Genomic DNA, 22,870 nt, shown 5'->3' with positions numbered 1-22,870 from the left:
GAACCCGTTGTAGCCGTCGAAGGCAGGTGGATCGATCTTCTTGCGTTCGTCAGCGAGCATGCTGAGCTCGGGCAGGGCTTGGTCCTCGTGGTCATCCGATCGCTGAGGATTTCGGACTCGCTGACGTGCCGGCCGTAGTGGTGAAGGGTCCGCAGCCAGAGGTCGTTGGAGGAGTTGGCGAACCATGCCTCGCCTTGGGGAAGGACGTAGTGGACCGTGCCTGTCCCGGGTTCGACGCCGAACGACCATTGGTGCAAGCACGCGCGGCCGCCGCCGGCGTCGCCTTGATCAACGGTCTCAAGGTCACCTCCCACAGCCTGCGCGCCGGCCCGAACACCAACATGGCCGAGGCCTTGATCCCGCTGTCCGAACGCAACACGGCCTAGGGTCTGTTGTGAAAGTAGATCTTGTTGGTTGGTGATCAGGTCTTGTGGGACGCGGGGATCTGACTAACCGCCAGTAGGCCCGGCTTGAGCCGTTGCTGCCGGCGGGTATCAAGCCGGGCCGCTCACTTCGCCCCCTCGAACAGCGGGAGGCCGAGCCCGGCGCGGCCGCACAAGTCGTACAGCGCCTCGGTGGTCGGCGCCATCACCCGCGGCGCCAGGGCGTCGCGGAACCGGCGCTCCACACCCAGCTCCCGGCGGAACGCCGACCCGCCGCACAACCGCATGGCGCCGTCCGCCGTCTCGGCCGCGGTCTCGGCGGCCAGGGCCTTGACCTGCAGCGTCCGCAGCGCCGCGTCGGGGCGTCCCGCCTCCAGCGCCGTGAGGGTGTCGTCGAGGAGCGCGCGGGCGGCGTCGGCGCGCAGCCGCAGGGCCGCGTACTGCCGGCGCGCGACAGGCTGCTGCGCCAGCGTCCCGTCCAGGTGCTCCAGGCGGGTGTCGCGCAGATGGCGCGCCGTCAGCTCCAGCAGTGCGTCCGCCACCCCCAGGCAGAACGCGGCGTTCAGCGTCAGGAAGCAGGGCAGCACCAGTTCCAGGGCGATGGCCAGGCCCGCGCCGTCCGCGCCGAGCATCGCCGACCGCGGTACGGACACGCCGTCGGCGGTGACCGGGCTGGAGGCGTTGCCGCGCAGCCCGAACCCGTCGTAGTCGCCGTGTGTCTCCAGGCCCGCGCTCCCGCCGGGCACCAGCCACAGCGTCATGGCGCCGTCGGCGTGCAGCGGCCTGCTCGACCACACGTAGCTGTCCGCCTCGCCGGCCGCGGTGACCCACGACTTGTGCGCGTCCAGACGCACCGCGTCCGCGCCGTCCGGGACGGCGGTGCCGACGGGCGCCCAGAAGTGGCTGCGCGAACCGCGTTCGGAGAACGCCAGGGTGCTCAGGTGCCGTCCCGCCGCCACCGCGCCGCGCACGTCGTCGTCGCCGTGCGCCTCGATGACGGTGACGGCGGCGTAGTGCATCAGCAGCACCATGGCCGTGGAGCCGCAGGCGCCCGCCAGCCGCCCGACGACCGCGGCGGCCTGCCGCAGGTCCCCGCCCGGCCCGCCGTACGCGGGCGAACTGAGCAGGCCGAGCACACCGGCGTCCGCGAGGGCGTGCACGCCCTCCCGCGGGAAGCGGCCGGTGCGGTCGACCTTCCCGGCCAGCGGCTCGACGATGTCGCGCACCACGGCGTCCCAGTGCTCGGGCACGGGCCCGGTCGGCGGTGCTTCGGCGGCCTGCAGCATGGCGTCCCCTGTGAGGTGAGTCCGTGACTGTCCGTGGTCACCGCCCAGCCAAGCAGCTCACTCGCCGCCGCCGCGGGAGCGCGCGCCGCCGGGGGCCGAACGAGGGACGGTGCGGTGCGCCCGGAAGAACCAGGACCGCGACCACCCGACCCGGCGGGTCGCCGGCTGGCGGCCGGCGATCCGCCGGTCTACGCCGCGAGGAGGTCGTCGGCGTCCCGTCCGCGCGGCGGCGGGGCTGCCGTCGCACTGCCGGGGACGCGCCGCGACCGACCGACCGCGTGCGGCGGCTGAGAGGGAACCGCCGCGCTGGGACGGCCGTCGTGCGGGCGCGGCGCACCGCCCGGCGTGCCGCAACGGAGGCCGGACGCGGGACGCCTCCGGCGGACGGGGCGGCCGGTGGGCGGCCGTCGGGCCGGGCGGTCCGCTCCCGCGCGTGGCCCGGGGACCACCGTCGCCTGGCACCAGAACATCGCCCGCCTGACGGCAGACCAGCGCCGTCAGGCGGGCGATCTCTTGGGCTGCAGGGGCGAGTTGCTCGAGCTCCGCGAGGCCGTCTCCGGCTCGCGCACCCCGAGGGGTCCACCCGGGTGACGCGGAGGGCGGGGCCGGTTTCGGCCCCGCCCTCGCGGAAACTCCCACGCACAACGAGTCGGCGCTGCCGGTCCGAGGCAGCGCCCGGAGGAGGAGGTGGCTCTCCCCATGCCGTCAGGATCGAGTCCCAAGCGGGAACGACAGTACGAGCACATCAAGGACAGCGCGGAGGAGCGCGGCGCGTCGGCCGGCCGGGCGAAGGAGATGGCCGCGCGCACGGTGAACAAGCAACGTGCCCAGGCCGGGGAGACGAAGTCCTCCCGGAGCGGCTCGGGGAAGGGCGGCGGTTCGTCCTCCCGGAGCGGCGGGCGGTCGCGGTCCTCCGGCGGCGGCTCCTCGCGCTCCGGCCCGACGCGGGACGAGCTGTACGACGAGGCCAAGCGCAAGGGCATAGAGGGCCGGTCCTCGATGAACAAGGACCAGCTGGCCCGGGCCCTGGGCCACTGAGCGGCCCGCGCGGGCGGAGCCGCCGGCCGCGCCGCACGGCGGGAGGAGCCGGCCCCGGGGGCCCGGCCGTCACGGATCCGTATGCTCCTCCCGCTCCTGCCGCCTGTGCCGGTTGTGCCACGCCACGGCGCGGCGGAGCTGCGGCTCGTGCAGGCCGGTCCGGCAGGCGAGTTGTTCGACGGTCAGGGCCGGGGCGCCGGAGGTCAGCGCCCGGGTGATCTTCCCTGCCCACAGCTCCTCCTGCACGAACGGACGGCGCCGGTACAGCTCCCGCAGGACCGCAAGGTGGGCGTCGCCGCAGGCGGTGAGCAGACGGATGCCGTCGGACCGTTCGTCGACGGGGTGCACGGCGGAGAAGTCCGGCACATGGGCGATCACCGCCTCACCCGCCGGGAACGTCGCGGCACACAGGTCGCACAGTTCGAGGCGAGGTGCCGCGGCGCGCCGTGCGCTCTTCTTGCGCTTCCACATCGGGGGCTCCCGGGACGAAGCAGGCGGATGCTCTAGTTGCCCGTTCGGACGGCGCCCACACGGACCGTCCGGGGACCCGGGTCCGTCCGGGGAACCCACCCGCGCTCGGCCGCCGCGCCCTGCCTTCCGTACCCTGCCATCCTGCGGAGCGTTCGACGGCACCTGGCGGCCCGTCCGGACGGGGCCGGTGCGCGGTGGGTCGTCTGTGCGCCGGTGGCCGGTGCGGCGAGGCCGCGGGCCGGCGCGCCGATACACCCGGCGTCCGCCGCCCCCCGCGCCCTGCCGTCCCCCGGGGCGTCGGACGGCAGCTGGTGGCCCGTCTTCGGACGGGGCCGGTGCACGGTGGGTCGTCTGCGCGCCGGTGGCCGGTGCGGCGAGGCCGCGGGCCGGCGTGTCGGCGCACGCGCGGCGTGCCGCACCGCCTCGCCGCGCTCGCCCGGCACCACCCGGCGGCCGGCCGCCCTCAGCCGCATGCAGCCCGCTGCCGGCCGGGACGCTCAGGCCGGAGCGTCCGGCGCGGCTGTGGGCCGGGCGGACGCGCCGCGGACGCGGCCCACCCCGGTCCCGTGTTCGGCGAGCGGTCCCACCGACAGCCCCGCATCCCGGCAGCCGGTGACGATGTCCGGCAGCGCACCGAGAGCCGAGCGCCAGGAACCGGCGGCCGAGACCCGGTCCGAGTCGTGCAGCAGCACGGTCCCCCCGCCGCGCAGGTCCGCGACGATCAGGGAGCGGACGGAGCCCGGGGTGGCGTCGGCGGTCCAGTCCCTGCCCCAGGCGGTCCACAGGACGGGGCGCAGCCCGGCCCGCCGGGCGGCCAGCCACCGGCCCGCGGTGAGGATGCCGTAGGGCGGGCGGTACCACCGGGGCCGGCGTCCCGTGATGTCGTACACCGCGCGGGCCGCGCGGGCGACGTCCGCCGCGTCCCGCCCCGGCGAGGGCAGCCAGGGGCGGTCGTGGGTCCAGCCGTGGACGGCGACCTCGTGGCCGCGCAGCGCCGTCTCGCGCAGCAGCGCCGGATGCCGCACCACGTGCTCGCCCAGCACGAAGAACGTGGCCCGCGCGCCGACCCGGTCCAGCGCGTCGAGGAAGTACGGGGTGGAGGCGGGGTCCGGGCCGTCGTCGAAGGTGAGCGCGACGTGGTCGGGGCTGCCCGCTCCGGCGAGGCCGGGGAAGAAGCGGTGCCGCAGTCCCGGCAGCCAGGTGGCGGCCGGCACGACGTGCGCCGCCGCGACCGCGGCGAACGGCACGAGGGCGGTCGCGGGGTGCCACCGACGGGGCGAGCCGGACGGAAGGGACATCGGTGTTCTGCCTCCTTGATGTGAGGGGACGGCCGGGGTGCCGGCTCACGGGCCGTGCCGGGCCCGCTCCTGGGCGCCGGGCCCGGCACGGCCGCGTTCGGCGGGCGCCGCGTCCCACTCGCCGCCGACCGACGGGGTGCTCGCCAGCCCGATGCTGCCGGCCCCGACGAGGACGACGCCGACGATCTCGGGCAGCACGCGCACGCCGAGCGCGATCTGCTCGCCGAACAGGGCCCAGCCCAGCGCCACGCTGGTCAGGGCGTCGCCGAGGGTGAGGGCGGGCTGGGACGCCGTCAGTGAGCCGGCGCGGAAGGCGCTCTGCAGCAGCAGGAAGCTGAGGAGTCCGGTCACGGCGGCCGCGTACAGCGACCAGTGCGTCAGCACGGCGGCCGGGTCCTGCCCGAACCTGCCCACGACCTCCTTCATCAGGCCGGCCGTGGTGGCGAACGACACCGCGGAGGCCAGCCCCAGCAGCGCGGCGCGCGGGGCCCCGCGGGTGACGCGGGAGATGCCGAGGAGGATCGCCACGGCGGCCAGCACGCCCACGCCCGCCCCCAGCCAGCGCCCCGCCGGCGCGGTGGACTCGCCCGCGGTGGGGGAGGCGGTGCCGAGGAACAGCGCCAGCCCGGCGGCGAGCGCGGCGAACGCCAGCCAGGTCCGGCGGTCGGGACGGCGGTGGAACACCATGCTCCCGACCACCAGGGTGAACAGCAGCTCACTGGTGAGCAGCGGCTGCACGAGCGACAGGCTGCCCACTCCCAGAGCGGCGGCCTGGAACACGGTGGACAGCGCCAGCAGGGCCGCACCCGCCAGCCAGTGCGGGCGCCGCAGTACGCGGCCGAGCCACCGCAGGGCGTGCCGCACCCCGTGACCGCCGCTGCCCTCCTCCGTCGCGGCCCGCCGCTGCAGCACGGAGGCAGAGGCGTTGGACAGGGCCGCGAACAGCGCGAGGACGACGGTGAGGGCTTCCACGACCGCTCAGCCGAACTGCGCGGCGAGTCGCCGGTACAGCCCCGGCGCCGTACCGCGCACCCGGACGGGCAGGCGCAGCCAGCCGGGGACGTAGACCTCGTCCCGGCCCTTGCGGACGGCCTTCCAGACGGCCTCCGCCACCCGTTCGGGTGTCACCGGCTTCGGCCGTGACCGGGTGTAGGGACTGCCCCGGCGTTCGAAGAAGGGCGTGTCGACCACCCCCGGGACCACGTGGCTCACGCCGACGCCGGTGCCGCGCAGTTCGTAGCGCAGGGCGTCGGCGAAGACCCCGAGCGCGGCCTTGGCGGCCGAGTACACGGCCTCGCCGCGCACCCCGACCGAGCCGGCCAGGGACCCGATGAGCACCACCCGTCCGGAGCCGGCCGCGACCATGTGCGGCAGCAGACCGCGCACCAGGTGCATCGTGGCCAGCAGGTCCACGTGCACGACCTCGTCGACGGCGGACGGCGGCATGTTCCGGAAGTCCCCGGCCCAGCCGACGCCGGCGCCGGCCACCAGCAGGTCCACCCGGCCGGCGTGGTCCAGGGCGAACTCGGTCAGTTCGCGGCCGGCACCCGGACGGGTGAGGTCCGCGGCGAAGGTCAGGGCCGGCGCCCGCGCGGCCACCTGCTGCAGCCGCCGCTCGTCACGGCCGCTCAGCACCAGGCGCCAGCCGTTCTCGGCGGCCAGCCGCCGGGCCACGGCCGCTCCGATGCCGGACGAGGCACCGGTGACGAGGGCCGTCCTCCGGACGGCGGGCTCACGCCCCGTCGGCCCTGGTGCGGGGCCGGTCGCCGCGGCCGAGCGGGGCACGGACGGCACGCCGGCGGACCCGGCGCGGGCGAAGGCGTGGGACATGGCGGCTGACCTCGGCGGCGACGGCGAACGCGGGGCCACGGCCGGCCGGCGGCCGCTCCCGCGGTTCGAGGGGGCTTGCGGGCCAGGAGTATCCCGGTCGCCATGCGCCGAAACGTCAGTGTTTCGCCCGGTTCGGGAGGAAGCGCGGCCGGGATCGCGGCCGCGGAGACGGCGCTTCGCGCGGCCGGGCCCGCGTCCACCCGATCACTCCGTCCGGACCCGGGGGGTCAGGGGCGCCCCCCCGTCCCCCGCTCGCCGTCCAGGTGGGCCCGCGCTTCGGCCCGCGGTCGCCCGGGAGGCCGTCCGCGGGCCGGGCCCGTCCAGGGCCACGGCCGCCTTCGCCGCGGCTGCCGGGCGTCACCGAGGCCCGCCCGGACCGGCCACCCGGGCACCCCGCGCGCCACCCCGCCCGCCGGGCGGTGCGCCACCCCGCGCTCACGCCCGTCCCCACCGCCCGGCCACCAGTGGTGCTCGCAGAACCAGCGGCCGACCATCGCGCCGCCGTAGACGACGAAACCGACGCCGGTCAGCCACGACTCCACCACCAGCACGACGCCCACGGCCCCGTAGCTGACCGCGTTGGTCACGATGAGCGAGGTGAAGACCAGGTGGGAGAAGCCCCGCAGGCCGATCAGGCCCACCATCGTGGCGATCGCCCCGGGCAGCAGTGTGCGCCAGCGGACCTGACCGCCCAGCAGGAAGTGCTGGGCCCACCAGAAGAACAGCACGCCGACCGCCGTGGAGAGCGCGATCCGCTGCGGTCCCTGCAGCGCGGTCCGCGTCTGCACCTCCTGGTACAGGTAGGCGGTCAGCGCGGCCAGCCACGTGACCTGCCGCCAGACGCGGTGCCACGGGCCGGGAGGCAGCTGCCAGATCCTCTCGTACCCGTTCTGCACGCTGCCCGCGAAGGACACCCCGAACACGGCGAGCGCGACCGCGCCCCAGACGCTGGTGGTGCCGACCACCTTGAGCGGGGGGCTGATGACGTCGGTGAGCGCCTGGGCGGCCCGCCCCGACAGGCCCATGCCGTCCACCAGCCACGACGCGAAGCCCCCGTGCCCGAGCGGATCGGCGGCCGCGACCACGATGAGCAGCGGTGCCAGAGTGACCAGGGCCAGGGTGGCGAACCCCATCGCCCGGTGCATGAGCTCCAGTTCCCGGCCGTGCCGGATGAGCGCGTACGCCGCGAGCCGGTCCCACAGCTGGTGGAGCATGCGCCGGTACCGCTTCACGGGATGCTCCTCAGTGCGACCTCGGATGGCCCGCCGTCGTGGGCAGAGTCACCGTGCAGCGCCCGGACAAACGTCCGCGGCCGGGCGTGGGCCCTCACGGCGGGCACCGTCCGGCGGGTGCGTTGCCCGGCGCCGAGCCGGGCCCACCCGGGCCAGGGCGGGCGCGCACGGGGCCGTCGCGGCCCGGGGCCCGCTCCGCCGGGCCGCCCCGGAAACCACCCGTTCGGCGGACAGCGGCAGAGGCGGCCCGCGGGCCCGTGCCCCTGCCCGTTCCGTCGCGTACGTGTCAAGGGCCATACGGTGCCGGATCCGGTCCGATCAGCCCGCGGCGGGGGCCCGCGGAGGCGGTACAAAGGATGCATGACGGAACATGAGGTCCTCGTCGGGGACGTGGTGGACGATGCCGACGCGGTGACGCGGGCGGTTCTGACGGCCTCCCGTCTGCTCGTGGCGGTATCCGCCCGCTCGCTGGCAGCGGTCGAGGACCGGGTCACGCTCGCGCAGTTCCGGATGCTGGTCGTGCTGTCGACCCGCGGGGCCACGAAGCTGGTCGCTCTGGCCGACCTGCTCCAGGTGGCGCCCTCCACGGCGATGCGCATGGTGGACCGGCTCATTGCCGCGGGGCTGGCGGACCGTCAGGTGAATCCGGACAACCGCCGCGAGACGCTGCTGCGGCTGACCGCGGAGGGACGGCACACGGTCGCGGACGTCACCGCCCGGCGGCGCGCCGAGATCGCCACGATCGTCGAACGGCTCGGCGCGCGGCAGCGGGCCGCCCTGGTGACGGCGCTCACCGCCTTCAACGAGGCCGGCGGCGAGCCCCCGGTACCGGCGGCCCGCGACGCGGACGTGTACCCGCTGGGCTGGACGGACGGGATCAAGCGGCAGGCCTGACGCGGGTCCGCCCCGGTGCACGGGCCGGTGCTCGGTACGGGGGCGCTTCCGGCGGGTGGGCGTCGGCATGGGGCGTTCCGTGTGCGGAGCCGGTGTTCGGTGCGGGGACGCCCCGCGTGCGCCTGCGTTCGGGACGGGGACGCCTCGGGCGGGCGGGCCGTTCGGCATGGGGTGTCCAGCGTGCGGGGCCGGTGTTCGACACGGGGGGCCGCCGCGCCTGCGTCCGCCACGGGGACGCCTCGGGGGCCGGTCTTCGGCGCGGGGCGCTCCGCGCGGGCTGGTGTTCGATACGGGGATGCTGCGCGCGGGCCGGCGTGCGATACGGGGGGCCGCCGCGCCTGCGTCCGCCACGGGGACGCCTCGGGGGCCGGTCTTCGGCGCGGGGCGCTCCGCGCGGGCTGGTGTTCGATACGGGATGCTGCGCGCGGCCGGCGTGCGGCACGGGGATGCTGCGCGCGGGCCTGCGCTCGGCGCGGGAGCCCTCCGCGCGTGCCGGTGTTTCGGCGCGCGAGCGCCCGGCCCTGCGGGCCGGCCCACGCGGAAGTCGGCTCCGGCCGTCTCGGGGTGCGCTGGGCGTGCGAGGCCGGGGGCCCGGTGCCGCCGGGCCACCGTGAGGGCCGCCCCGGCACCGCCGCCGCATCGGCCGTCCGACGCCGTCCGGGCGGCAAGTCCGCTGTTTCTCCCGCCCGCCCCGGGTCACTTGGGTAGCGGCGGTCCCGGGGACCGACCGACGATCCCCACCGACACTGAGGGAGCGATGACTGTGGGTGACGCACAGAAGGACCGTGACGAGGCCGCTCGGCTGCCCGAGGGTGATGTGGTGGCGATCCTGCTCGACCAGCACGCCCGCATCCGGGAGCTGTTCGGTCATGTGAAGACGTCCCGAGGGGACGAGCGGAAGAGGACGTTCGACGACCTGCGCGCGCTGCTCGCGGTCCACGAGACCGCCGAGGAGATGATCGTGCGGCCGGTCGCGGCGGACACCGCGGGCAAGGCGGAGGCCGACGCCCGCAACGATGAGGAGGCCAAGGCCAACAAGGTGCTGGCCGAGCTGGAGAAGATGGACCTGGAAAGCGCCGACTTCGAGACGCGGCTGGCGGCGTTCGAGCAGTCCGTCCTCCAGCACGCGGAGAAGGAGGAGCACGAGGAGTTCCCGGCCGTGCGGGCGGGCTGCTCCGAGGACCAGCTGCAGAAGATGGGCCGGCGGCTGGTGGCGGTGGAGAAGATGGCGCCCACGCATCCCCACCCCATGGCGGCCGGGTCGCCCACGGCCCAGATGCTGACCGGGCCGTTCGCCTCCATGGTCGACCGCGCCAGGGACGCCCTCAGCAAGAGCTGAACCCCGGGCACGACTCGTCCTGCAGTGCGCACGGAGCGCACTCTTCCCCGGCCGCGGGAGCCGTCGCACCGCACGGCTCCCGCGGCCGACGCGTCCCCGCGTCCGGCGCGCCCCCGCGCCGTGCGTGTCCCCGCGTCCGGCGCCGGGCGCGCACGCGGAGGGCGGTGCCGTCCGGACGGCGGCCGGAAGTCAGGGTGAGCGGCGTGGTCATCGGGTGATCCTCGTACGCATCTCGACGCTGGTTCCGGACGGACCGGGCGTGACGGTCACCTGCTGCATCAGCGCGCGCATCAGGGCCATGCCGCGGCCGCGGTGAGGACGGGCCTGGGGCTGCGGCGTCCGCCAGCTGCCGCTGTCGGCGACCACCAGGCGCACGCCGTCGGCGGAGGCATCGGCGTGCAGGCGGACCGTGGCGCCGCGGGCGTGCCGGTGGCCGTGCTCGATGGCGTTGGCACAGGCCTCGCCGGCGGCGACCAGCACGTTCTGCCGGGTCCGCGGGGGCACCCGGCAGTGGTCGAGCCAGGCCCGCAGTGCCTCGCGGACGGGCGCGAGCTGCGACGACTCGGCGGGGAAGGCCAGGTCCAGCGGCCCGGGGCGGCGCCGGAGGAGGACGGCGACGTCGTCGTGCCCGCCGTGGGAAGGGAGCCGGGCCGTGCCGCGGGCGGTGAACTCGTCGGCCGTGACCGCGCGGCCGCCCCGGCCGGCCGCCTCGTCCCCCGACGGCGGTTCGCGCACGGCATCCTCGTACTGCGCCACTGGGCCCCTTTCGCTCGCACCGGCCGTCTCCCCGGCCCACCGGAGGCGGGCGCGCACCACGAGGCGGGACGGCGCGCCCTCACCGGCCGCGCCGCACCTCGCGGGGAACGGCGGTCGCAGGACTAGTGCCCCGACCACCGGCCCGTCACCGTGCCGATTCCCCGACGTCACCGGAGGCCACCCGTTCGGCGGCCTGTGCGAGTCCCGCGGCGCGGGTCCGTAGGATAGGGCAGCCGCCCGACGGCGGGTGTGAACGATGCGACGGGAAGGGGCGCGAGCCACGGTGGAAGAAGGCAACGCCGGCCTCGCGTCGTGTACGGCCATGGTCGGTGAGCCCGGCGGGCCGGCCGCCGCCCGCGGTGAGCGCGCGAACGACATGCCGGCCGACCCCGGGCTGGACACCGTGGCGTCCCTGGCCGCCCGGCTCTTCGGCGCCCCGATGGCCGGCGTCGCGCTCGCGGGCGAGGACCGGGTGCGGTCCACGGGCAGTCACGGGCCGGTCCGCACCGCCGGGACCGGCGGGGACTGGCCCCCGTTCCTCTCGGCCCCGCAGTGCGACACCCTCTGCGTCGTCCCCGACACCCTCGCCGACCCGCGGACGGCGACCCATCCGCTGGTCAGCGGCGAGCCGGGCATCCGGTTCTACGCCGCTGCGCCCATCGTCACCGCCCGCGGCGAGCGCCTGGGCACGGTCAGCGTGCTCGACACCCGGCCCTGCAAGCCCACCGACGACCAGCTGGGCGCCCTGGAGGACCTGGCCGCGCTGGTCACCGAGCAGGTCGAGCTCCGGCTGTCCGCCGCCCGCACCATCGCCGCCGAACGCGCCCAGCGCACCGCCGCCGAGCGCCTGGCGCGCACCCTGCAGCGGACGCTGCTGCCGCCCGCCCTGCCCACCGTGCCCGGGCTGGACGCGGCCGCCGCCTACCATCCCGCCTCCGTGGACGAGGTCGGCGGCGACTTCTACGACCTGTTCCCGCTCGACGACGGCCGCTGGGCGTTCTTCCTCGGCGACGTCTGCGGCAAGGGCGCCGACGCCGCCGCCCTGACGTCGCTGACCCGGTACACGCTGCGCGCCGCCGCCATCTACGAGCCCGACCCCTGCGCGGTGCTCGCCAACCTCGACGCCGTCCTCAAGGGCGAGCACCAGGGCAACGCGCCCCGCTACTGCACCGCCGTGTTCGGCATCCTCCAGCCCGAGGCCGACGGGTCGTTCACCCTCGACCTGGCCGGGGGCGGCCACCCGCCGGCCCTGTCGCTGCGCGCCGGCGGCCTGGTGGAGCCCGTCTCCACCGACGGCGGCCAGCTGATCGGCATGCTGCCCGAACCGCGGTTCGTCCAGACCACGACCCGTCTGCGGCCGGGGGACTCCCTGCTGCTCTACACCGACGGGCTGACCGAGGCCCTCACTCCCGACGGCACCATGCTCGGCGAGGACGGACTGGCCCATCACCTGTCGGCCTGCGCCCCCGCAGGAGCCGACGACCTGCTGGGCGCCGTGCACGCACTCCTCACCGAACTGGGCGCGGGAGTCAGCGACGACACCGCGCTGCTCGCCCTGCACGTTCCCGTCCGCCGTACCACCCCGTCAGCACAGGAGAACCGGTGACCGCCGACCGCACCCTGACCGTCGCCCGACAGAAGCACCCCTCCGGCGTCACAGTGCTCACCGTGACCGGCGAGCTCGACCACCACACCGCGCCCCGCCTCACCCAGGCCCTGGAGGAGACGCCGTTCGGCACCGAGGGCGTCGTGATCGACCTGTCCGACCTGACCTACTGCGACTCCACCGGCATCACGGTGCTCATCACCGGCTACCACCGGGCGCAGGCGGCGGACGTGCCGCTGCTGCTGGCCGGTCTGAGCGCCGACCTGATGCGCGTCTTCCGCATCGTCGGACTCGACCAGGTCTTCACCTTCGAGCCCACCGTCGAGGGAGCCGTCGAGGCGCTGCGGCCGTGACCGTCCGTCCGCCCGCGGACCCGTGCCCGCAGTCCCTGCCGGGCCACCGCACCGTGGCGTCTGCAAGATCGATGCCACCCTGCTGGACCGGCTCGGGCTCGACCGCGACGACGTGGTCGGGCGCAAGCGCTTCACCGACCCGCTCACCGTCGCCGGCCGGGCCCACCGCGAGACCCACTGCGCACCGCTGCTGCGCATGCAGGGCAGCATCGGCCGGCTGACGGCGGTCCGGGCCGCCCGCTGTCCTCGGGGGAGCACGCCCGCGCGCCGGCGCCCCGGTTGATCCGCAGCGGCCGGGGCACTCGGCGGGCACAGTTCCTCGACAGCCGCGGGAGGCCGGACGTGGCCATACGTCACCAGCTGATCAAAACCGACCCGGGGACGGTATGGAACGTCCTCGCGGACGGCAATCGGTACGCCGAATGGGTGGTGGGCACGGCTGCGTCGCACGAGGTGCGGGGGGACTGGCCGGAGGTGGGCGCCGCCCTCGAGTACGAGGTCCGGCTGGGCCCCGCCCGGCTCACCAACCGGACCGTGGTGCGGCGCTGTGTGGAAGGCTCCGTCCTCGAACTCGAGGCCAAGGCGGGATGGCTGGGCACCGCCCGGATCGCCGTCGAACTGCGAAGCTGGGGCGAGTACTGCCTGGTCCTCCTGGACGAGCACCCCCTGCAGGGAACGGGCGGCACCCTGCACAACGCGGGCATCGAGTGCCTGATCCAGATCCGGCACCGCGCCATGCTCGCCCGGCTCGCGGACGTGTGTGAGAAGGACGCCGAAGGCGCGGGGCGCCGCGGCGGGAGCGGCGCGCGAACGACCGCAGGGCTCCGCGGACTGGAGGGCGGCCATGCCTGACGCCGTCGTGATCGGGGCCGGCCCGAACGGCCTGGTGGCGGCGAACCTCCTGGCCGACGCCGGCTGGAGCGTCGCGGTCCTGGAGGAGCAGCCCGAGCCCGGCGGCGCGGTGCGCCACGACAACGGCGTCCACCCGGACTTCGTCAACGACCTGTTCAGCTCGTTCTACCCCCTCGCGGCCGCCTCCCCGGTCGTCGCCGGGCTGCGTCTGGAGGATCACGGCCTGCGCTGGAGCCGCGCGCCGCACGTCCTGGCCCACCCCCTGACCGACGGCAGGTGCGCGGTCCTCGACCGCGACGTCGACGTCACCGCCCGCTCCCTCGACACGTTCGCGCCGGGGGACGGCGACGCCTGGCGCCGCCTGTACGAGGTGTGGGACCGCCTGCGGCCCGACCTGCTCGGCGCCCTGTTCACGCCGTTCCCCCCGATCAGGTCGGGGATCCGGCTGGCCGCGCGGCTGCGGGGCGCCGGCGGCCTGCGCATGGCCCGCACCATGCTCCTTCCGGTGCGCCGCCTCGGCGAAGAGGAGTTCGACGGCGAGGGCGGACGGCTGCTGCTGGCGGGCAGCGCGCTGCACGCCGACCTCGCGCCCGAGGCCGCCGGCAGCGGCGGCTTCGGATGGCTGATGTCCATGCTGGGGCAGACCTACGGCTTCCCCGTCCCGGCCGGCGGCTCCGGCGCCCTGACCGCGGCCCTCGTCCACCGGCTGCGCAGCCGCGGCGGCACCCTGCACTGCGGCCGGCGGGTGGACCGCGTCGTCGTCCGCGGCGGCCGGGCCGTGGGTGTCCGCACGGCCGACGGCGAGACCGTGGCCGCGCGGCGGGCCGTCCTCGCGGACGTGTCCGTGCCCGCCCTCTACGGCGGACTCGTCGAACCCGAGCACCTGCCCCCCCAGGTACTGGCCGACCTCAAGCGCTTCCAGTGGGACTTCGCCACCTTCAAGGTGGACTGGGCCCTGGACTCCCCGGTGCCCTGGCAGAGCGAGGAGGCGTCCCGGGCGGGCACCGTGCACCTGGCCGACGGCACCGCCGAGCTCACCCGGTTCGCGGCCCAGATCGCCACCCGCCAGATTCCCGACCGCCCCTTCTCGCTCTTCGGCCAGATGACGACCTCGGACTCCTCCCGCTCACCCCGCGGCACCGAATCCGCCTGGGCCTACACCCACGTGCCGCACGAAGTGGAGGGCGACGCCGGGGACGAGGGGCTCACCGGCACCTGGAACACCAAGGAACAGGAGATCATGGCCGACCGCGTCGAGCGCCAGGTCGAACGCTTCGCGCCCGGCTTCCGCGCCACGATCCGCGCCCGGCGCATCCTCGCCCCGCCCACGCTCGAGTCGCTCGACCGCAACCTGTGGGGAGGCGCCATCAACGGCGGCACGACGGCCCTCCACCAGCAGCTCGTCTTCCGTCCGCTGCCCGGCAGCGGACGGCCCGAGACACCGGTGCCGGGCCTGTTCCTCGCCTCCGCCGGCGCACACCCCGGCGGGGGAGTCCACGGGGCGCCGGGCGCCAACGCGGCCCGCGCCGCACTGCGCCGGCGTCTGCCCCCGGGCCGCAGCCGGGTGCAGCGCGCGCTCGCCCAGCGGGACCGGATCGGCGACAGGTCGCGGCGGAAGGGCTGACCGCCGCGACGGCGCATCCGTCACCCTCCGCCGGAGGGAAGCACCACGGCCGGCTCCCGCGAGGTCCACGACAGGACCACGCGGGGCACCGCCGGACCCGGAGACCGATGGGGACGCCGAACGAAAGGGGCCACCCGTGTCCGACAGTCCGCTCAAGGGACGCACCGTCGTGGTCACCGGAGCCGCGCGCGGGCTCGGCGCGGCGCTGGCACGCGCCTTCGCCCACCGCGGTGCCCGGCTCGCCCTGCTCGGCCACGAGAAGCCGGAGCTGGACGCGGTGGCGGCCGCGCTGCCCACCGCGGCCCTCGCCATCGAGGTCGACGTCACCGACGGCGAGGCGCTGGCCCGCGCCGCCCGTCAGGTCCGTGAGCGCCTCGGCCGGCCGTCGGCCGTCGTCGCCAACGCGGGCATCGCGGAGGGCGGCCCGTTCGCCACGTCGGACCTCGCCTCCTGGCGCCGTGTGGTCGACGTGAACCTCGGCGGCAGTGCCCAGACCGCCCAGGCGTTCCTCCCCGACCTGCTGGAGACGGCCGGCTACCACCTCCAGGTGGCGTCGCTGGCCTCGCTCGGCGCCGCACCCATGATGAGCGCCTACTGCGCCTCCAAGGCGGGCGTCGAGGCCTTCGCCCACTCCCTCCAGGCCGAGGTGGCCCACCGCGGGGTGGCCGTGGGCATCGCCTACATCAACTGGACCGACACGGACATGATCCGCGACGCCGACCGGTACCCGGTGCTGCGCGAGCTGCGCGGACACATGCCGCCGCCCGCCCGCCGCGTGCACGCGGCGGACCACGTGGCCGCCCGGCTGGCCCGCACCGTGGAACGGCGCCGCACCGCCGTGTACGTGCCTGCCTGGCTGCGGCTCGCACAGGTGGCGCGCGCCGCGCTGCCGCCCGTCGTCCTGCGTGTGTCCCGCCACGAGATCCCGCGCCTGGAGTCCGAGCAGCCGCTGACCGCCACGGGCCCCCTCGGCGCGGGCGGCCGGGTGGACGAGCACCAACACGCCGCACGCCGCGCACAGCGCACCCGCCACGCCTGACCGTCGCGAACTCCGCCCGGCCCCGGGCGCGCGCCGCCCTCCGGCGCCGAACGCCGACGGCCACGCGCGTGCCCCGGACCGGCGGACGGGACGTTCCGCCGCCGGCGCGCGCGACCGCCCGCCACCGCCCGTCGGCCCGCCGGCAGCACCCACCCCGCGCCCCCGGCTCCCTGACGGCCTCCGACTTCTGCCGACTGCCGGCCCACATGGACGCCCACGGGTACGACATGTGCCGGCCGGTGCCGGCGGATCCGGCGACGCCGACCCGGCCGTTCCTGGACTTCGCCGCCGGTTACGTCCGGCGCGCCGTCGACCGGCTGCCCCGGCAGGGCGACCGGATGCCGTGGCTGACCTCGACGAGCTACCGGGCCGACGTCAGGCCGCTGCGCGCCGACAGCGTGGTGGACCCCGAGCTCCACTTCGCGCGGGCCGCCGGACGCGGTCCGGCCCCGGACGCCGCCACGGCGGCGACCGGGGAGTGAGGGGGGAACGCACAGAACCGTACGCGTTCGGGAGGCCGGGGGAAGGCACCCGTGCTGCTCCGGGTCCCGGTGACGCCGTCGGTGCGGAGCAGCGGTCCGTGACGCCGTCGCTGCGGAGCAGCGATTCGCCGCCGAGCGGCGGCCACCGGGAACGATGAACTGTTCGATTCCGGGCAGACGGCGGGAGTGATCTTCGTATCCAGTCGAGGGAGGAGCGACACCACCGTGGCCACGCCCGCACGCCGCATACCCCGAACCGGCGGCCGCACCGTCCGTGCCGGCCGCCGGCGCCCCTTCGACCTCCGCGCGACCGCCCTGTTCTTCGGTCTCCTCGCCATCGTCGTGTGCGTGCTGGGCTTCGCGGCCCGCGCGGCGGCCGACGCCCTCGAACGCCGCCCCGCGTGGGCGGTCGCCCTGTGCCTCGTCGCCGCGGCCACCGCCCTGGCCCTGCGGCGCCGGCGACGCCGGTTCTCCGCGAGGAGGACCGCGCAGCAGGCCGCCGCCGCGCTGGAGGAGGCGGCGATGGCGGCGCTCGACGAACTGGAACGGGAGACGCCGGAAGGGCAGGCACGGGCAGCGGCGGCCCCGCCGCAGCCCGCGCGCACGGCCGTGCCCACGGCCGTCGTCGCGCCCGGACCGGCCGCCGGGGGGCCCGTGGTCGAGGACACGGTCGTCATCCAGGACCCGGCCGTGGTCGACGACACCGTCCTCGTGGAGGACACGGTCGTCCTCCCGGACGCCCCCGCGGCCCCGCCCGGCGCGGAGGCCCCCGTCGACTACGACGCCCTGGACGCCGACGCGTTCGAACAGGCGGTGGCCGCACTGTGCCGGCGCGACGGGTGCGTGGACGTGGAGGTCGTCGGCGGCGCCGGCGACCTCGGCGCCGACGTGCTGGCGGTGGCTCCGGACGGACGGCGCGTGGTCGTCCAGTGCAAGCGCTACTGCGACTCCAACAGGGTCGGCTCGCAGGATCTGCAGCGCTTCGGCGGTACCTGCTACACCGTCCACGAGGCCGACGTCGCCGTCGTCGTCACCACCAGCGACTTCACCGCCCCGGCCGCCGAGTACGCCGCGCAGTGCGGGATCGTGTGCGTGGACGGGCAGGCCCTGCGGGCGTGGAGCGACGGCACGGGCCCGGAGCCGTGGCGGATGCCGGCCGCGGCCGAGGAGCCCCGCTGCTGACCCGGCCGGTGCGCGGCGCGCGGACCGGGGCCGGCGCCCGGCTCGGTCCCCCAGGGCCGTGGGTTCAGTCCCCTGCCGCCGCCGCTCCCGCCGTGGCGCCGAGCGCGTGGTCGATGAACCGCCGCGGCGCCGGGGGCAGGGTCCGCCCGGACAGCCAGGCGATGCCGATGTCGCGGGTCCCGGGCACGTCGGTGAGTTCCAGGTAGCGGATCGGGAAGTCCTGGGGTGCCGCGGCGTCGGGCGACGAGGGGATCAGCGACACCCCCAGCCCGGCCGCGACCAGGCCCCGCAGCGTGTGGACCTCCTCGCCCTCGAAGCCGATCTGCGGGGTGAAGCCCGCCCGGCGGCACAGCGACTCGGTGATGCCGCGCAGCCCGTAGCCGGGCTTGAGCAGGATGAAGGGCTCCTGTGCGACCTCGGCCAGGCGGACCCGCCGGCGCTGGGCCAGCGGATGCTGGGTGGGCACGGCGAGCCAGAGCGGTTCGACCAGGAGCCGCCGCCAGGTGATCAGCGGGTGGCCGGGGTCGTCGCTGGTGATGATCAGGTCCGCGGTGGCGCCGAGGAGGTGCTGGACGAGACCGTTCTCCTCGTTCTGGTACAGCTCGAAGCGGACCCGGGGGAACGTCCGCCGGAAGCCGGTGACGAGCTCCGGCACCAGCCAGGTCCCCAGGGTGTGCAGGAAGGCCAGCGAGACGACGCCGGCCTCCGGGTCGACCACCTCGGCGACCGCGCGCCGTCCCCGGTCGTACCCGTCGAGGACGGCGTCCACGTACTCCTTGAACACCCGGCCGGCCGGTGTCGGCCGCAGCACGCGGCCGACACGCTGCAGGAGCTCGGCGCCCACCTCCTCGTCGAGCCGGTGCAACGCCCGTGACAGCGCCGGCTGAGTGATGTGGGCCTCGGCGGCGGCCTCGGTGACCGTCATGCCCTCGGCCACCGCCTGGAAGGAACGCAGTACCTGGAGATCCATCCCGCTCATTCTCCCCCGGCACCGCACAGGGCGGGGGGAGAGGCCGGCCGCCGGGGCGGCGCGGCCGGCGAACCGGTCAGGGACCGGGCGCTCACGGCGTCGCAGAGCTGCTCGGCCGCGGTGATGGCCCGCTCCCGGTCCGGCAGGTTCCGGACCGGCCGGCCCGGTTCGCCCTGCGCGTGGGCGACGGCCCGTCGCGCCTCCGCGAGCTGGTGGTAGGCGGCACGGCGCAGGGCGTGCCGCTGGGCCGGAGCCGCCTCGGGGGCGAGGTCGCGGTAGCGCCGGGCGGCCGCCACGGCGGTCTCGGTCACCGCGGCGGCCCGCCGGGCCGCCGAGTCGGGCCACAGCAGGAAGTGCGCCACGAGGACGATCACGGCCGCCAGGGCGGTGTCCAGGATGCGCGGCCCGTACAGCGCGCGGTGGTCGCCGAGCATGTCGACGAGGACCAGCACGACGGCGGTCAGCCCCGTCGTGGCCAGCGCGTAGTGATGCCGCACCCCGACGGCCATCAGCGCGCCGAAGGCCGCGACGGCGCCGACGAGGGCGTAGGCGTCCGTCGTCAGCAGCGTCACCGCGCCGATGGCGGCCACGCCGGCGACCGTGCCGGCGCAGCGGTGCACGGCCCGCCGGAACACCGGCCCGAAGTCGGGCTTGTAGACGAAGGCGACGGTCATGGGGAGCCAGTAGCCGCGCGGGCCGTGCAGCGCGTCGGCGCAGAGCTGCGCCACGAGCACGCAGGCCGCCAGCAGCACGGCGAAGCGCAGCTGGGCCGACCGCTCGTGCGGCAGGGCCGGCAGCCGCGGTGTGACGTCGTCGCCGCGGGCGTCGCCGGCCTCCGCGGACAGCTCCGCCAGCGCCCGCAGGCCCGGGGAGCGGCCCGTGACGTCCGCCGCGACCGGGGCGGCCGCGGTCCCCGCGGAGGCTCCGTCCGCGTCCGGGAGCAGGCGCTGCGCCATCGTCAGGGGCAGGCGCGTCACCGTCCAGGGGAGCGGACGTGCCTCCCACACCAGCGCGGACGTCACCTCGCCCAGCCGGACCGCCACGTCGAAGGCCCTCAAGGTGGCCCGCAGCTCCGGCCTCGACGGCGCGCGGCGCGTCAGATGGCGGCCCACGACCTGGTGGGCGTGGTCGAGGGCGGCCGTCAGCCGCCGGCGGGCGGCCTCGGCGCCGGGCGAGCCGGCCGCCGACAGCGCGTCCGAGGCGGCCCGGTAGACGGCGAGGACGGCCGTCCGCTCGATGTGGTGGCGGCGCCACAGCCACGGCGTCGCGGACAGCACGACGACGAGGCCCACCCCGGCGAGCAGCGCGAGAGGGGCGTGCCACCACGGGCCCGGCACGGGGATGCCGGTGCCGATCGTGACGCCCAGCAGCAGGTGCATGCCGGAGACGGAGGCGACGCGGCCGCGCAGGCTGATCGAACCGGCGGCCAGGGCTGCGACGACCAGGCAGGCCGGCACCGCCAGGGTCTGCCCGCTGCGGAGCGCCAGCTCACCGGCGAGCAGACCGAGCGCGGCGGCCAGTCCCATCCAGCCCAGCCGCCGCACGCGCAGCCGATAGGGATCGGAGCCGTCCTGGCCCACCCCCCACAGGGCACCGATCGCCGCGATCACGGACGGGATCACCGCACCGGTCCACAGACCGGCGAGCAGGGGCAGGGCGAGCGCGACGGCGCCCCGTGCCGCCGCGGCCACCGGCAGCGTGACCGGCGGGACGCGGAGCGAGGTACGCGGCCTCGGCCATGTGGCACCGCCGGGGAGGCGCCCCAGGCGCGCGCGGGCTGCTGAAGTCATACGGGCCGCATCCTTTCGTGTGCCGAGAGCCGAAGCCGGGCCGGCGCCGCGCCCGTGGGAGACCCGGAGCGCGCGACGACTGCGCCGCCGGCCGGCGGCGGTGGGAGGGGACGTCTCCAGGTTCGGTCACCTCGATGCATGCGTCCAATGACCAAGGAAGGCGAGGAATCATTCTCTGAGTGCATACATATCTGCTGACCAGCCACGATGCGCTTCCGGCGGCGTGCGGGCACCCTACCTGTGACGCGGAACGCAGTCAGTGACCGTCTCCATGCGCTGACGGCATCGGTCGGTCGCGCCGTCGATGGGGGAGCGGCCCACAGCGGGCAGCCGCGCACCCACGTGGGAGCCGGTGCTCGCCACGGGCGACCCGTCGGACGGGCGGACGCCGCCCGTCCGGAGCCCATGTCGCGGACCGGCCGCGATGGCCTCCACGGACGCTGTCCGACGGGCAGACCGTCCGCGAGACGCTGTCCGACGGGCAGACCGCCCGCGAGACGCTGTCCGACGGGCAGACCGCCCGCGGGGCGCTGTCCGACGGGCGGACCGCCCGCTGCGCGGCGGAGGCCCGCCCCGGAGGGCTCAGCCCGACGGCGCCTCCCCGGCCGCGCCGTCGGCCCGACGGATCACCGCACGTGTCCACCCCGCGTTCCGGCGTCCGCGCCGCCGGGCCGCCGCGGTGCGGGCTTCGGGCCGCCAGGTGGTCACCAGGGCCCCGGCCAGCAGCAGTTCGGCGATGTCCCCGCCGTAGTACATGAGCTCCGCGCCCTGGCGGACCTGGTCGACGGGTGCGTGGACGTCGACGAAGAACCCGCCGTACATGGCCTGCGACACGAGCGCGTGCACCGCCACGGCCACGCCCAGGTACACCAGCCGCGCCGGTACACCGGGCCGGCGGGGCGCGGGATCGGGGCCCGCGACGGCGTAGGCGAACAGGCAGCCGGAGAGCAGGAAGTGCGCGTGCAGCAGCCAGTGGCCCGCCGGGTGGTCCATCGAGGCGTTGTACAACGGCGTGAAGTACAGCAGGACGAGTCCGCCGGTGCTCAGGGCCAGGGCGACGGCCGGGTGGGCGGACACGCGCGCGTACCGGCTGTGCAGCAGGGCCGTGACCCGGCGGGCACGAGGCGGCGGCAGAGCCCGCAGCAGCACGGTGACCGGGGCGGCCAGCACCAGTGCCAGCGGCGCGTACATGCCGATGAGCAGGTGCTGGAGCATGTGCGCGCGGAAGTCCGTGTGCGCGGCGGGAGCCAGCGGCGGCAGCAGGGCGACGGCCAGCAGGGCGAGTCCGGTCAGGAAACAGGCCGCTCGCCGTCCGTACCGGCCGGGCTCGGGATGGCGCCGCCGGGCGCGCCGGGCGAGCAGCAGGTAGCCCCCGGCCGCCCCGAGCAGGAGCAGCGCGATCAGCACCGTCCCGGGTGCGGCGCCGCCGCCGGCCGTGTGCGCGGGGGAGTGCATCGGATGTCCCCCGTCCATCAGGCGCCCCGCGCTCCCGCGGTGCCGGCGGCGCCCGCGGGGCCGGGCGGCCGGCCGCCCCGCTGCAACGCGTAGCCGCCCGCCACGAGCAACGCGCCGAGGACGAGGAAGCCGGCGTCCCACCATGCCTGGTACGGGCCGCCGTGCACATGGTGGATGCCCAGGATCTGGTGGTCCAGGAGGCCCTCGACGATGTTGAACAGCCCCCAGCCGACGACGATCCATCCCCACAGCACCCGCGAGGTCCACACCGCGCGCCGGTCGTGGGTGACCCGGGCGTACAGGATGCCCAGACCGGTGATCACGGCAACCCAGCACACGGCGTGGAAGACGCCGTCCCAGACGGTGTTCATCTCCAGCCCCGACACGGTGCGCGGGTCGTAGTACTTCACGCCGATGCGGTCGTGGTTGGTGCTTGTCAGCATGTGGTGCCACTGGAGGAGCTGGTGCAGCAGGATGCCGTCGACGAAGCCGCCCAGCCCCACGCCCAGCACGATGCCCGGCAGCCGGATGCTCCCGGGTGCGGGTACGGCCGCCCGGACCGCCTCTGCGCTCGTCATCTCGCACGTCCTCTCGTCACCGGTGGCCCGAGCGGCCTTCCCGCGGTCGTCGCGCCGGGTCTCCCGGCAGGGGGCTCCCAGTCACCGCGCCGTCCACCCAACCACCGTTCGCCGGGCGGGGCCCATCAGGAAAGGGCCACTTCCCGTACGGCGAATCGGTCCGGCCACGGCCGGCGCGGCCGGAAGCGGACGGGTGCCGGCGTGAGTCAGGCGCCGCGCCTGTGACGCGGGGCGGGGCGGCGGGCGCTCTGCTGGCCGAGCAGAAGGGCGGCCAGCACCAGCGGTCCCGCGGTGCAGAGCGTGAAGATCACGGCGCTTCCTCTCGCTTCACCGAACACTGTGGTCAGCGCATACCCCGCGCACGCCGTTCCCCGCACCGGTTCCCCCTTTCCGGTGCATGGCCGCCTCCGGT

Annotated in this window: 21 protein-coding genes and 2 pseudogenes; 12 read left to right on the top strand and 11 right to left on the bottom strand. The window is 76.1% G+C overall.

The genetic code is table 11. The annotated features are described in order from the left end of the window. Positions 1–194 precede the first annotated feature (194 nt). On the top strand, positions 195–386 hold the full coding sequence (locus tag ABZ920_RS02070; RefSeq protein WP_361497740.1) for a hypothetical protein: 192 nt from the start codon (positions 195–197) through the stop codon (positions 384–386). 122 nt (positions 387–508) lie between these two features. Here ABZ920_RS02070 and ABZ920_RS02065 read toward each other — a convergent pair whose 3' ends face one another. Beyond that, positions 509–1,669: an acyl-CoA dehydrogenase family protein gene (locus ABZ920_RS02065; RefSeq protein ID WP_361497737.1), complete on the bottom strand. Its 1,161-nt coding sequence runs from the start codon at positions 1,667–1,669 to the stop codon at positions 509–511. Positions 1,670–2,368: 699 nt separating this feature from the next. Here ABZ920_RS02065 and ABZ920_RS02060 point away from each other — a divergent pair. Then, the gene (locus tag ABZ920_RS02060; RefSeq protein ID WP_361497734.1) at positions 2,369–2,707 is read left to right on the top strand and encodes a plasmid stabilization protein; all 339 of its coding nucleotides are present in this window, start codon (positions 2,369–2,371) and stop codon (positions 2,705–2,707) included. 69 nt (positions 2,708–2,776) lie between these two features. Here the strand turns inward: ABZ920_RS02060 and ABZ920_RS02055 are convergent, their stop codons facing one another. From ABZ920_RS02055 to ABZ920_RS02035, 5 genes and pseudogenes are all read right to left on the bottom strand, one after another. Beyond that, the gene (locus ABZ920_RS02055; RefSeq protein ID WP_361497731.1) at positions 2,777–3,178 is read right to left on the bottom strand and encodes a hypothetical protein; all 402 of its coding nucleotides are present in this window, start codon (positions 3,176–3,178) and stop codon (positions 2,777–2,779) included. Positions 3,179–3,675: 497 nt separating this feature from the next. Further along, the gene (locus ABZ920_RS02050; RefSeq protein ID WP_361497728.1) at positions 3,676–4,476 is read right to left on the bottom strand and encodes a polysaccharide deacetylase family protein; all 801 of its coding nucleotides are present in this window, start codon (positions 4,474–4,476) and stop codon (positions 3,676–3,678) included. A gap of 45 nt (positions 4,477–4,521) precedes the next feature. After that, the gene (locus tag ABZ920_RS02045; protein ID WP_361497725.1) at positions 4,522–5,448 is read right to left on the bottom strand and encodes a DMT family transporter; all 927 of its coding nucleotides are present in this window, start codon (positions 5,446–5,448) and stop codon (positions 4,522–4,524) included. A gap of 6 nt (positions 5,449–5,454) precedes the next feature. Beyond that, on the bottom strand, positions 5,455–6,306 hold the full coding sequence (locus tag ABZ920_RS02040) for an SDR family NAD(P)-dependent oxidoreductase (RefSeq protein ID WP_361497722.1): 852 nt from the start codon (positions 6,304–6,306) through the stop codon (positions 5,455–5,457). A 461-nt stretch (positions 6,307–6,767) separates the two neighbouring features. Beyond that, positions 6,768–7,520, bottom strand: a pseudogene (locus ABZ920_RS02035) (ribonuclease BN); the annotation flags it as partial. A 378-nt stretch (positions 7,521–7,898) separates the two neighbouring features. Between ABZ920_RS02035 and ABZ920_RS02030 the strand changes: the two are divergent. Continuing rightward, the gene (locus tag ABZ920_RS02030) at positions 7,899–8,432 is read left to right on the top strand and encodes a MarR family transcriptional regulator (protein WP_361497719.1); all 534 of its coding nucleotides are present in this window, start codon (positions 7,899–7,901) and stop codon (positions 8,430–8,432) included. A 757-nt stretch (positions 8,433–9,189) separates the two neighbouring features. Continuing rightward, positions 9,190–9,771, top strand: coding sequence for a hemerythrin domain-containing protein (locus tag ABZ920_RS02025; protein ID WP_361497716.1), 582 nt, complete (start codon positions 9,190–9,192; stop codon positions 9,769–9,771). 207 nt (positions 9,772–9,978) lie between these two features. Here ABZ920_RS02025 and ABZ920_RS02020 read toward each other — a convergent pair whose 3' ends face one another. After that, positions 9,979–10,527: an ATP-binding protein gene (locus tag ABZ920_RS02020; protein WP_361497714.1), complete on the bottom strand. Its 549-nt coding sequence runs from the start codon at positions 10,525–10,527 to the stop codon at positions 9,979–9,981. Positions 10,528–10,810: 283 nt separating this feature from the next. Between ABZ920_RS02020 and ABZ920_RS02015 the strand changes: the two genes are divergently transcribed. The 8 genes and pseudogenes from ABZ920_RS02015 to ABZ920_RS01980 all read left to right on the top strand — a co-directional run bounded on the left by ABZ920_RS02015 (position 10,811) and on the right by ABZ920_RS01980 (position 17,665). After that, a complete protein-coding gene (locus ABZ920_RS02015; RefSeq protein WP_361497711.1) occupies positions 10,811–12,133 on the top strand; it encodes a GAF domain-containing SpoIIE family protein phosphatase in 1,323 nt (440 codons plus the stop codon). After that, positions 12,130–12,486: an STAS domain-containing protein gene (locus ABZ920_RS02010; protein ID WP_361497708.1), complete on the top strand. Its 357-nt coding sequence runs from the start codon at positions 12,130–12,132 to the stop codon at positions 12,484–12,486. Before ABZ920_RS02015 ends, ABZ920_RS02010 begins: the two co-directional genes overlap by 4 nt. Before the next feature lie 58 nt (positions 12,487–12,544). Next, positions 12,545–12,700, top strand: a pseudogene (locus tag ABZ920_RS02005) (histidine kinase); the annotation flags it as partial. Positions 12,701–12,828: 128 nt separating this feature from the next. After that, on the top strand, positions 12,829–13,338 hold the full coding sequence (locus ABZ920_RS02000; protein ID WP_361497705.1) for an SRPBCC family protein: 510 nt from the start codon (positions 12,829–12,831) through the stop codon (positions 13,336–13,338). Continuing rightward, positions 13,331–14,962: an NAD(P)/FAD-dependent oxidoreductase gene (locus tag ABZ920_RS01995; protein ID WP_361497702.1), complete on the top strand. Its 1,632-nt coding sequence runs from the start codon at positions 13,331–13,333 to the stop codon at positions 14,960–14,962. The genes ABZ920_RS02000 and ABZ920_RS01995 overlap by 8 nt, the downstream gene beginning before the upstream one ends. A gap of 136 nt (positions 14,963–15,098) precedes the next feature. Next, entirely contained in the window at positions 15,099–16,001 is a 903-nt protein-coding gene (locus tag ABZ920_RS01990; protein ID WP_361497699.1) for an SDR family oxidoreductase, read from the top strand. A 206-nt stretch (positions 16,002–16,207) separates the two neighbouring features. Continuing rightward, positions 16,208–16,483, top strand: a complete 276-nt coding sequence (locus tag ABZ920_RS01985) for a hypothetical protein (RefSeq protein ID WP_361497696.1) — start codon at positions 16,208–16,210, stop codon at positions 16,481–16,483. A 225-nt stretch (positions 16,484–16,708) separates the two neighbouring features. Continuing rightward, a complete protein-coding gene (locus ABZ920_RS01980) occupies positions 16,709–17,665 on the top strand; it encodes a restriction endonuclease (RefSeq protein WP_361497693.1) in 957 nt (318 codons plus the stop codon). Positions 17,666–17,729: 64 nt separating this feature from the next. On the opposite strand, the gene ABZ920_RS01975 is transcribed toward ABZ920_RS01980, so the two are convergent. From ABZ920_RS01975 to ABZ920_RS01960, 4 genes are all read right to left on the bottom strand, one after another. Further along, positions 17,730–18,635, bottom strand: coding sequence for a LysR family transcriptional regulator (locus ABZ920_RS01975; protein WP_361497690.1), 906 nt, complete (start codon positions 18,633–18,635; stop codon positions 17,730–17,732). 5 nt (positions 18,636–18,640) lie between these two features. Then, positions 18,641–20,425, bottom strand: a complete 1,785-nt coding sequence (locus tag ABZ920_RS01970; RefSeq protein WP_361497687.1) for an FUSC family protein — start codon at positions 20,423–20,425, stop codon at positions 18,641–18,643. A gap of 582 nt (positions 20,426–21,007) precedes the next feature. Continuing rightward, a complete protein-coding gene (locus ABZ920_RS01965; protein ID WP_361497684.1) occupies positions 21,008–21,880 on the bottom strand; it encodes a cytochrome c oxidase assembly protein in 873 nt (290 codons plus the stop codon). Between the two features lie 17 nt (positions 21,881–21,897). After that, the gene (locus tag ABZ920_RS01960; protein WP_361497681.1) at positions 21,898–22,458 is read right to left on the bottom strand and encodes a DUF2243 domain-containing protein; all 561 of its coding nucleotides are present in this window, start codon (positions 22,456–22,458) and stop codon (positions 21,898–21,900) included. Positions 22,459–22,870: the final 412 nt, after the last annotated feature.

Source organism: Streptomyces sp. NPDC046831, from assembly GCF_040645305.1.
GTDB lineage: Bacteria > Actinomycetota > Actinomycetes > Streptomycetales > Streptomycetaceae > Streptomyces.
The sequence above is the reverse complement of the archived record's forward strand: the minus strand, read 5'-3'. Positions and strand labels throughout refer to the sequence as shown.

What these genes read in the sequence shown, in the direction of transcription:
- ABZ920_RS01975 (WP_361497690.1), bottom strand. Translation starts at nt 18,635, where the DNA reads ATGGATCTCCAGGTACTGCGTTCCTTCCAGGCGGTGGCCGAGGGCATG.
- ABZ920_RS02060 (WP_361497734.1), top strand. Translation starts at nt 2,369, where the DNA reads ATGCCGTCAGGATCGAGTCCCAAGCGGGAACGACAGTACGAGCACATC.
- ABZ920_RS01995 (WP_361497702.1), top strand. Translation starts at nt 13,331, where the DNA reads ATGCCTGACGCCGTCGTGATCGGGGCCGGCCCGAACGGCCTGGTGGCG.
- ABZ920_RS01960 (WP_361497681.1), bottom strand. Translation starts at nt 22,458, where the DNA reads ATGACGAGCGCAGAGGCGGTCCGGGCGGCCGTACCCGCACCCGGGAGC.
- ABZ920_RS02030 (WP_361497719.1), top strand. Translation starts at nt 7,899, where the DNA reads ATGACGGAACATGAGGTCCTCGTCGGGGACGTGGTGGACGATGCCGAC.
- ABZ920_RS02040 (WP_361497722.1), bottom strand. Translation starts at nt 6,306, where the DNA reads ATGTCCCACGCCTTCGCCCGCGCCGGGTCCGCCGGCGTGCCGTCCGTG.
- ABZ920_RS02025 (WP_361497716.1), top strand. Translation starts at nt 9,190, where the DNA reads ATGACTGTGGGTGACGCACAGAAGGACCGTGACGAGGCCGCTCGGCTG.
- ABZ920_RS01970 (WP_361497687.1), bottom strand. Translation starts at nt 20,425, where the DNA reads ATGACTTCAGCAGCCCGCGCGCGCCTGGGGCGCCTCCCCGGCGGTGCC.
- ABZ920_RS02065 (WP_361497737.1), bottom strand. Translation starts at nt 1,669, where the DNA reads ATGCTGCAGGCCGCCGAAGCACCGCCGACCGGGCCCGTGCCCGAGCAC.
- ABZ920_RS01985 (WP_361497696.1), top strand. Translation starts at nt 16,208, where the DNA reads ATGGACGCCCACGGGTACGACATGTGCCGGCCGGTGCCGGCGGATCCG.
- ABZ920_RS02050 (WP_361497728.1), bottom strand. Translation starts at nt 4,476, where the DNA reads ATGTCCCTTCCGTCCGGCTCGCCCCGTCGGTGGCACCCCGCGACCGCC.
- ABZ920_RS01965 (WP_361497684.1), bottom strand. Translation starts at nt 21,880, where the DNA reads ATGCACTCCCCCGCGCACACGGCCGGCGGCGGCGCCGCACCCGGGACG.
- ABZ920_RS02055 (WP_361497731.1), bottom strand. Translation starts at nt 3,178, where the DNA reads ATGTGGAAGCGCAAGAAGAGCGCACGGCGCGCCGCGGCACCTCGCCTC.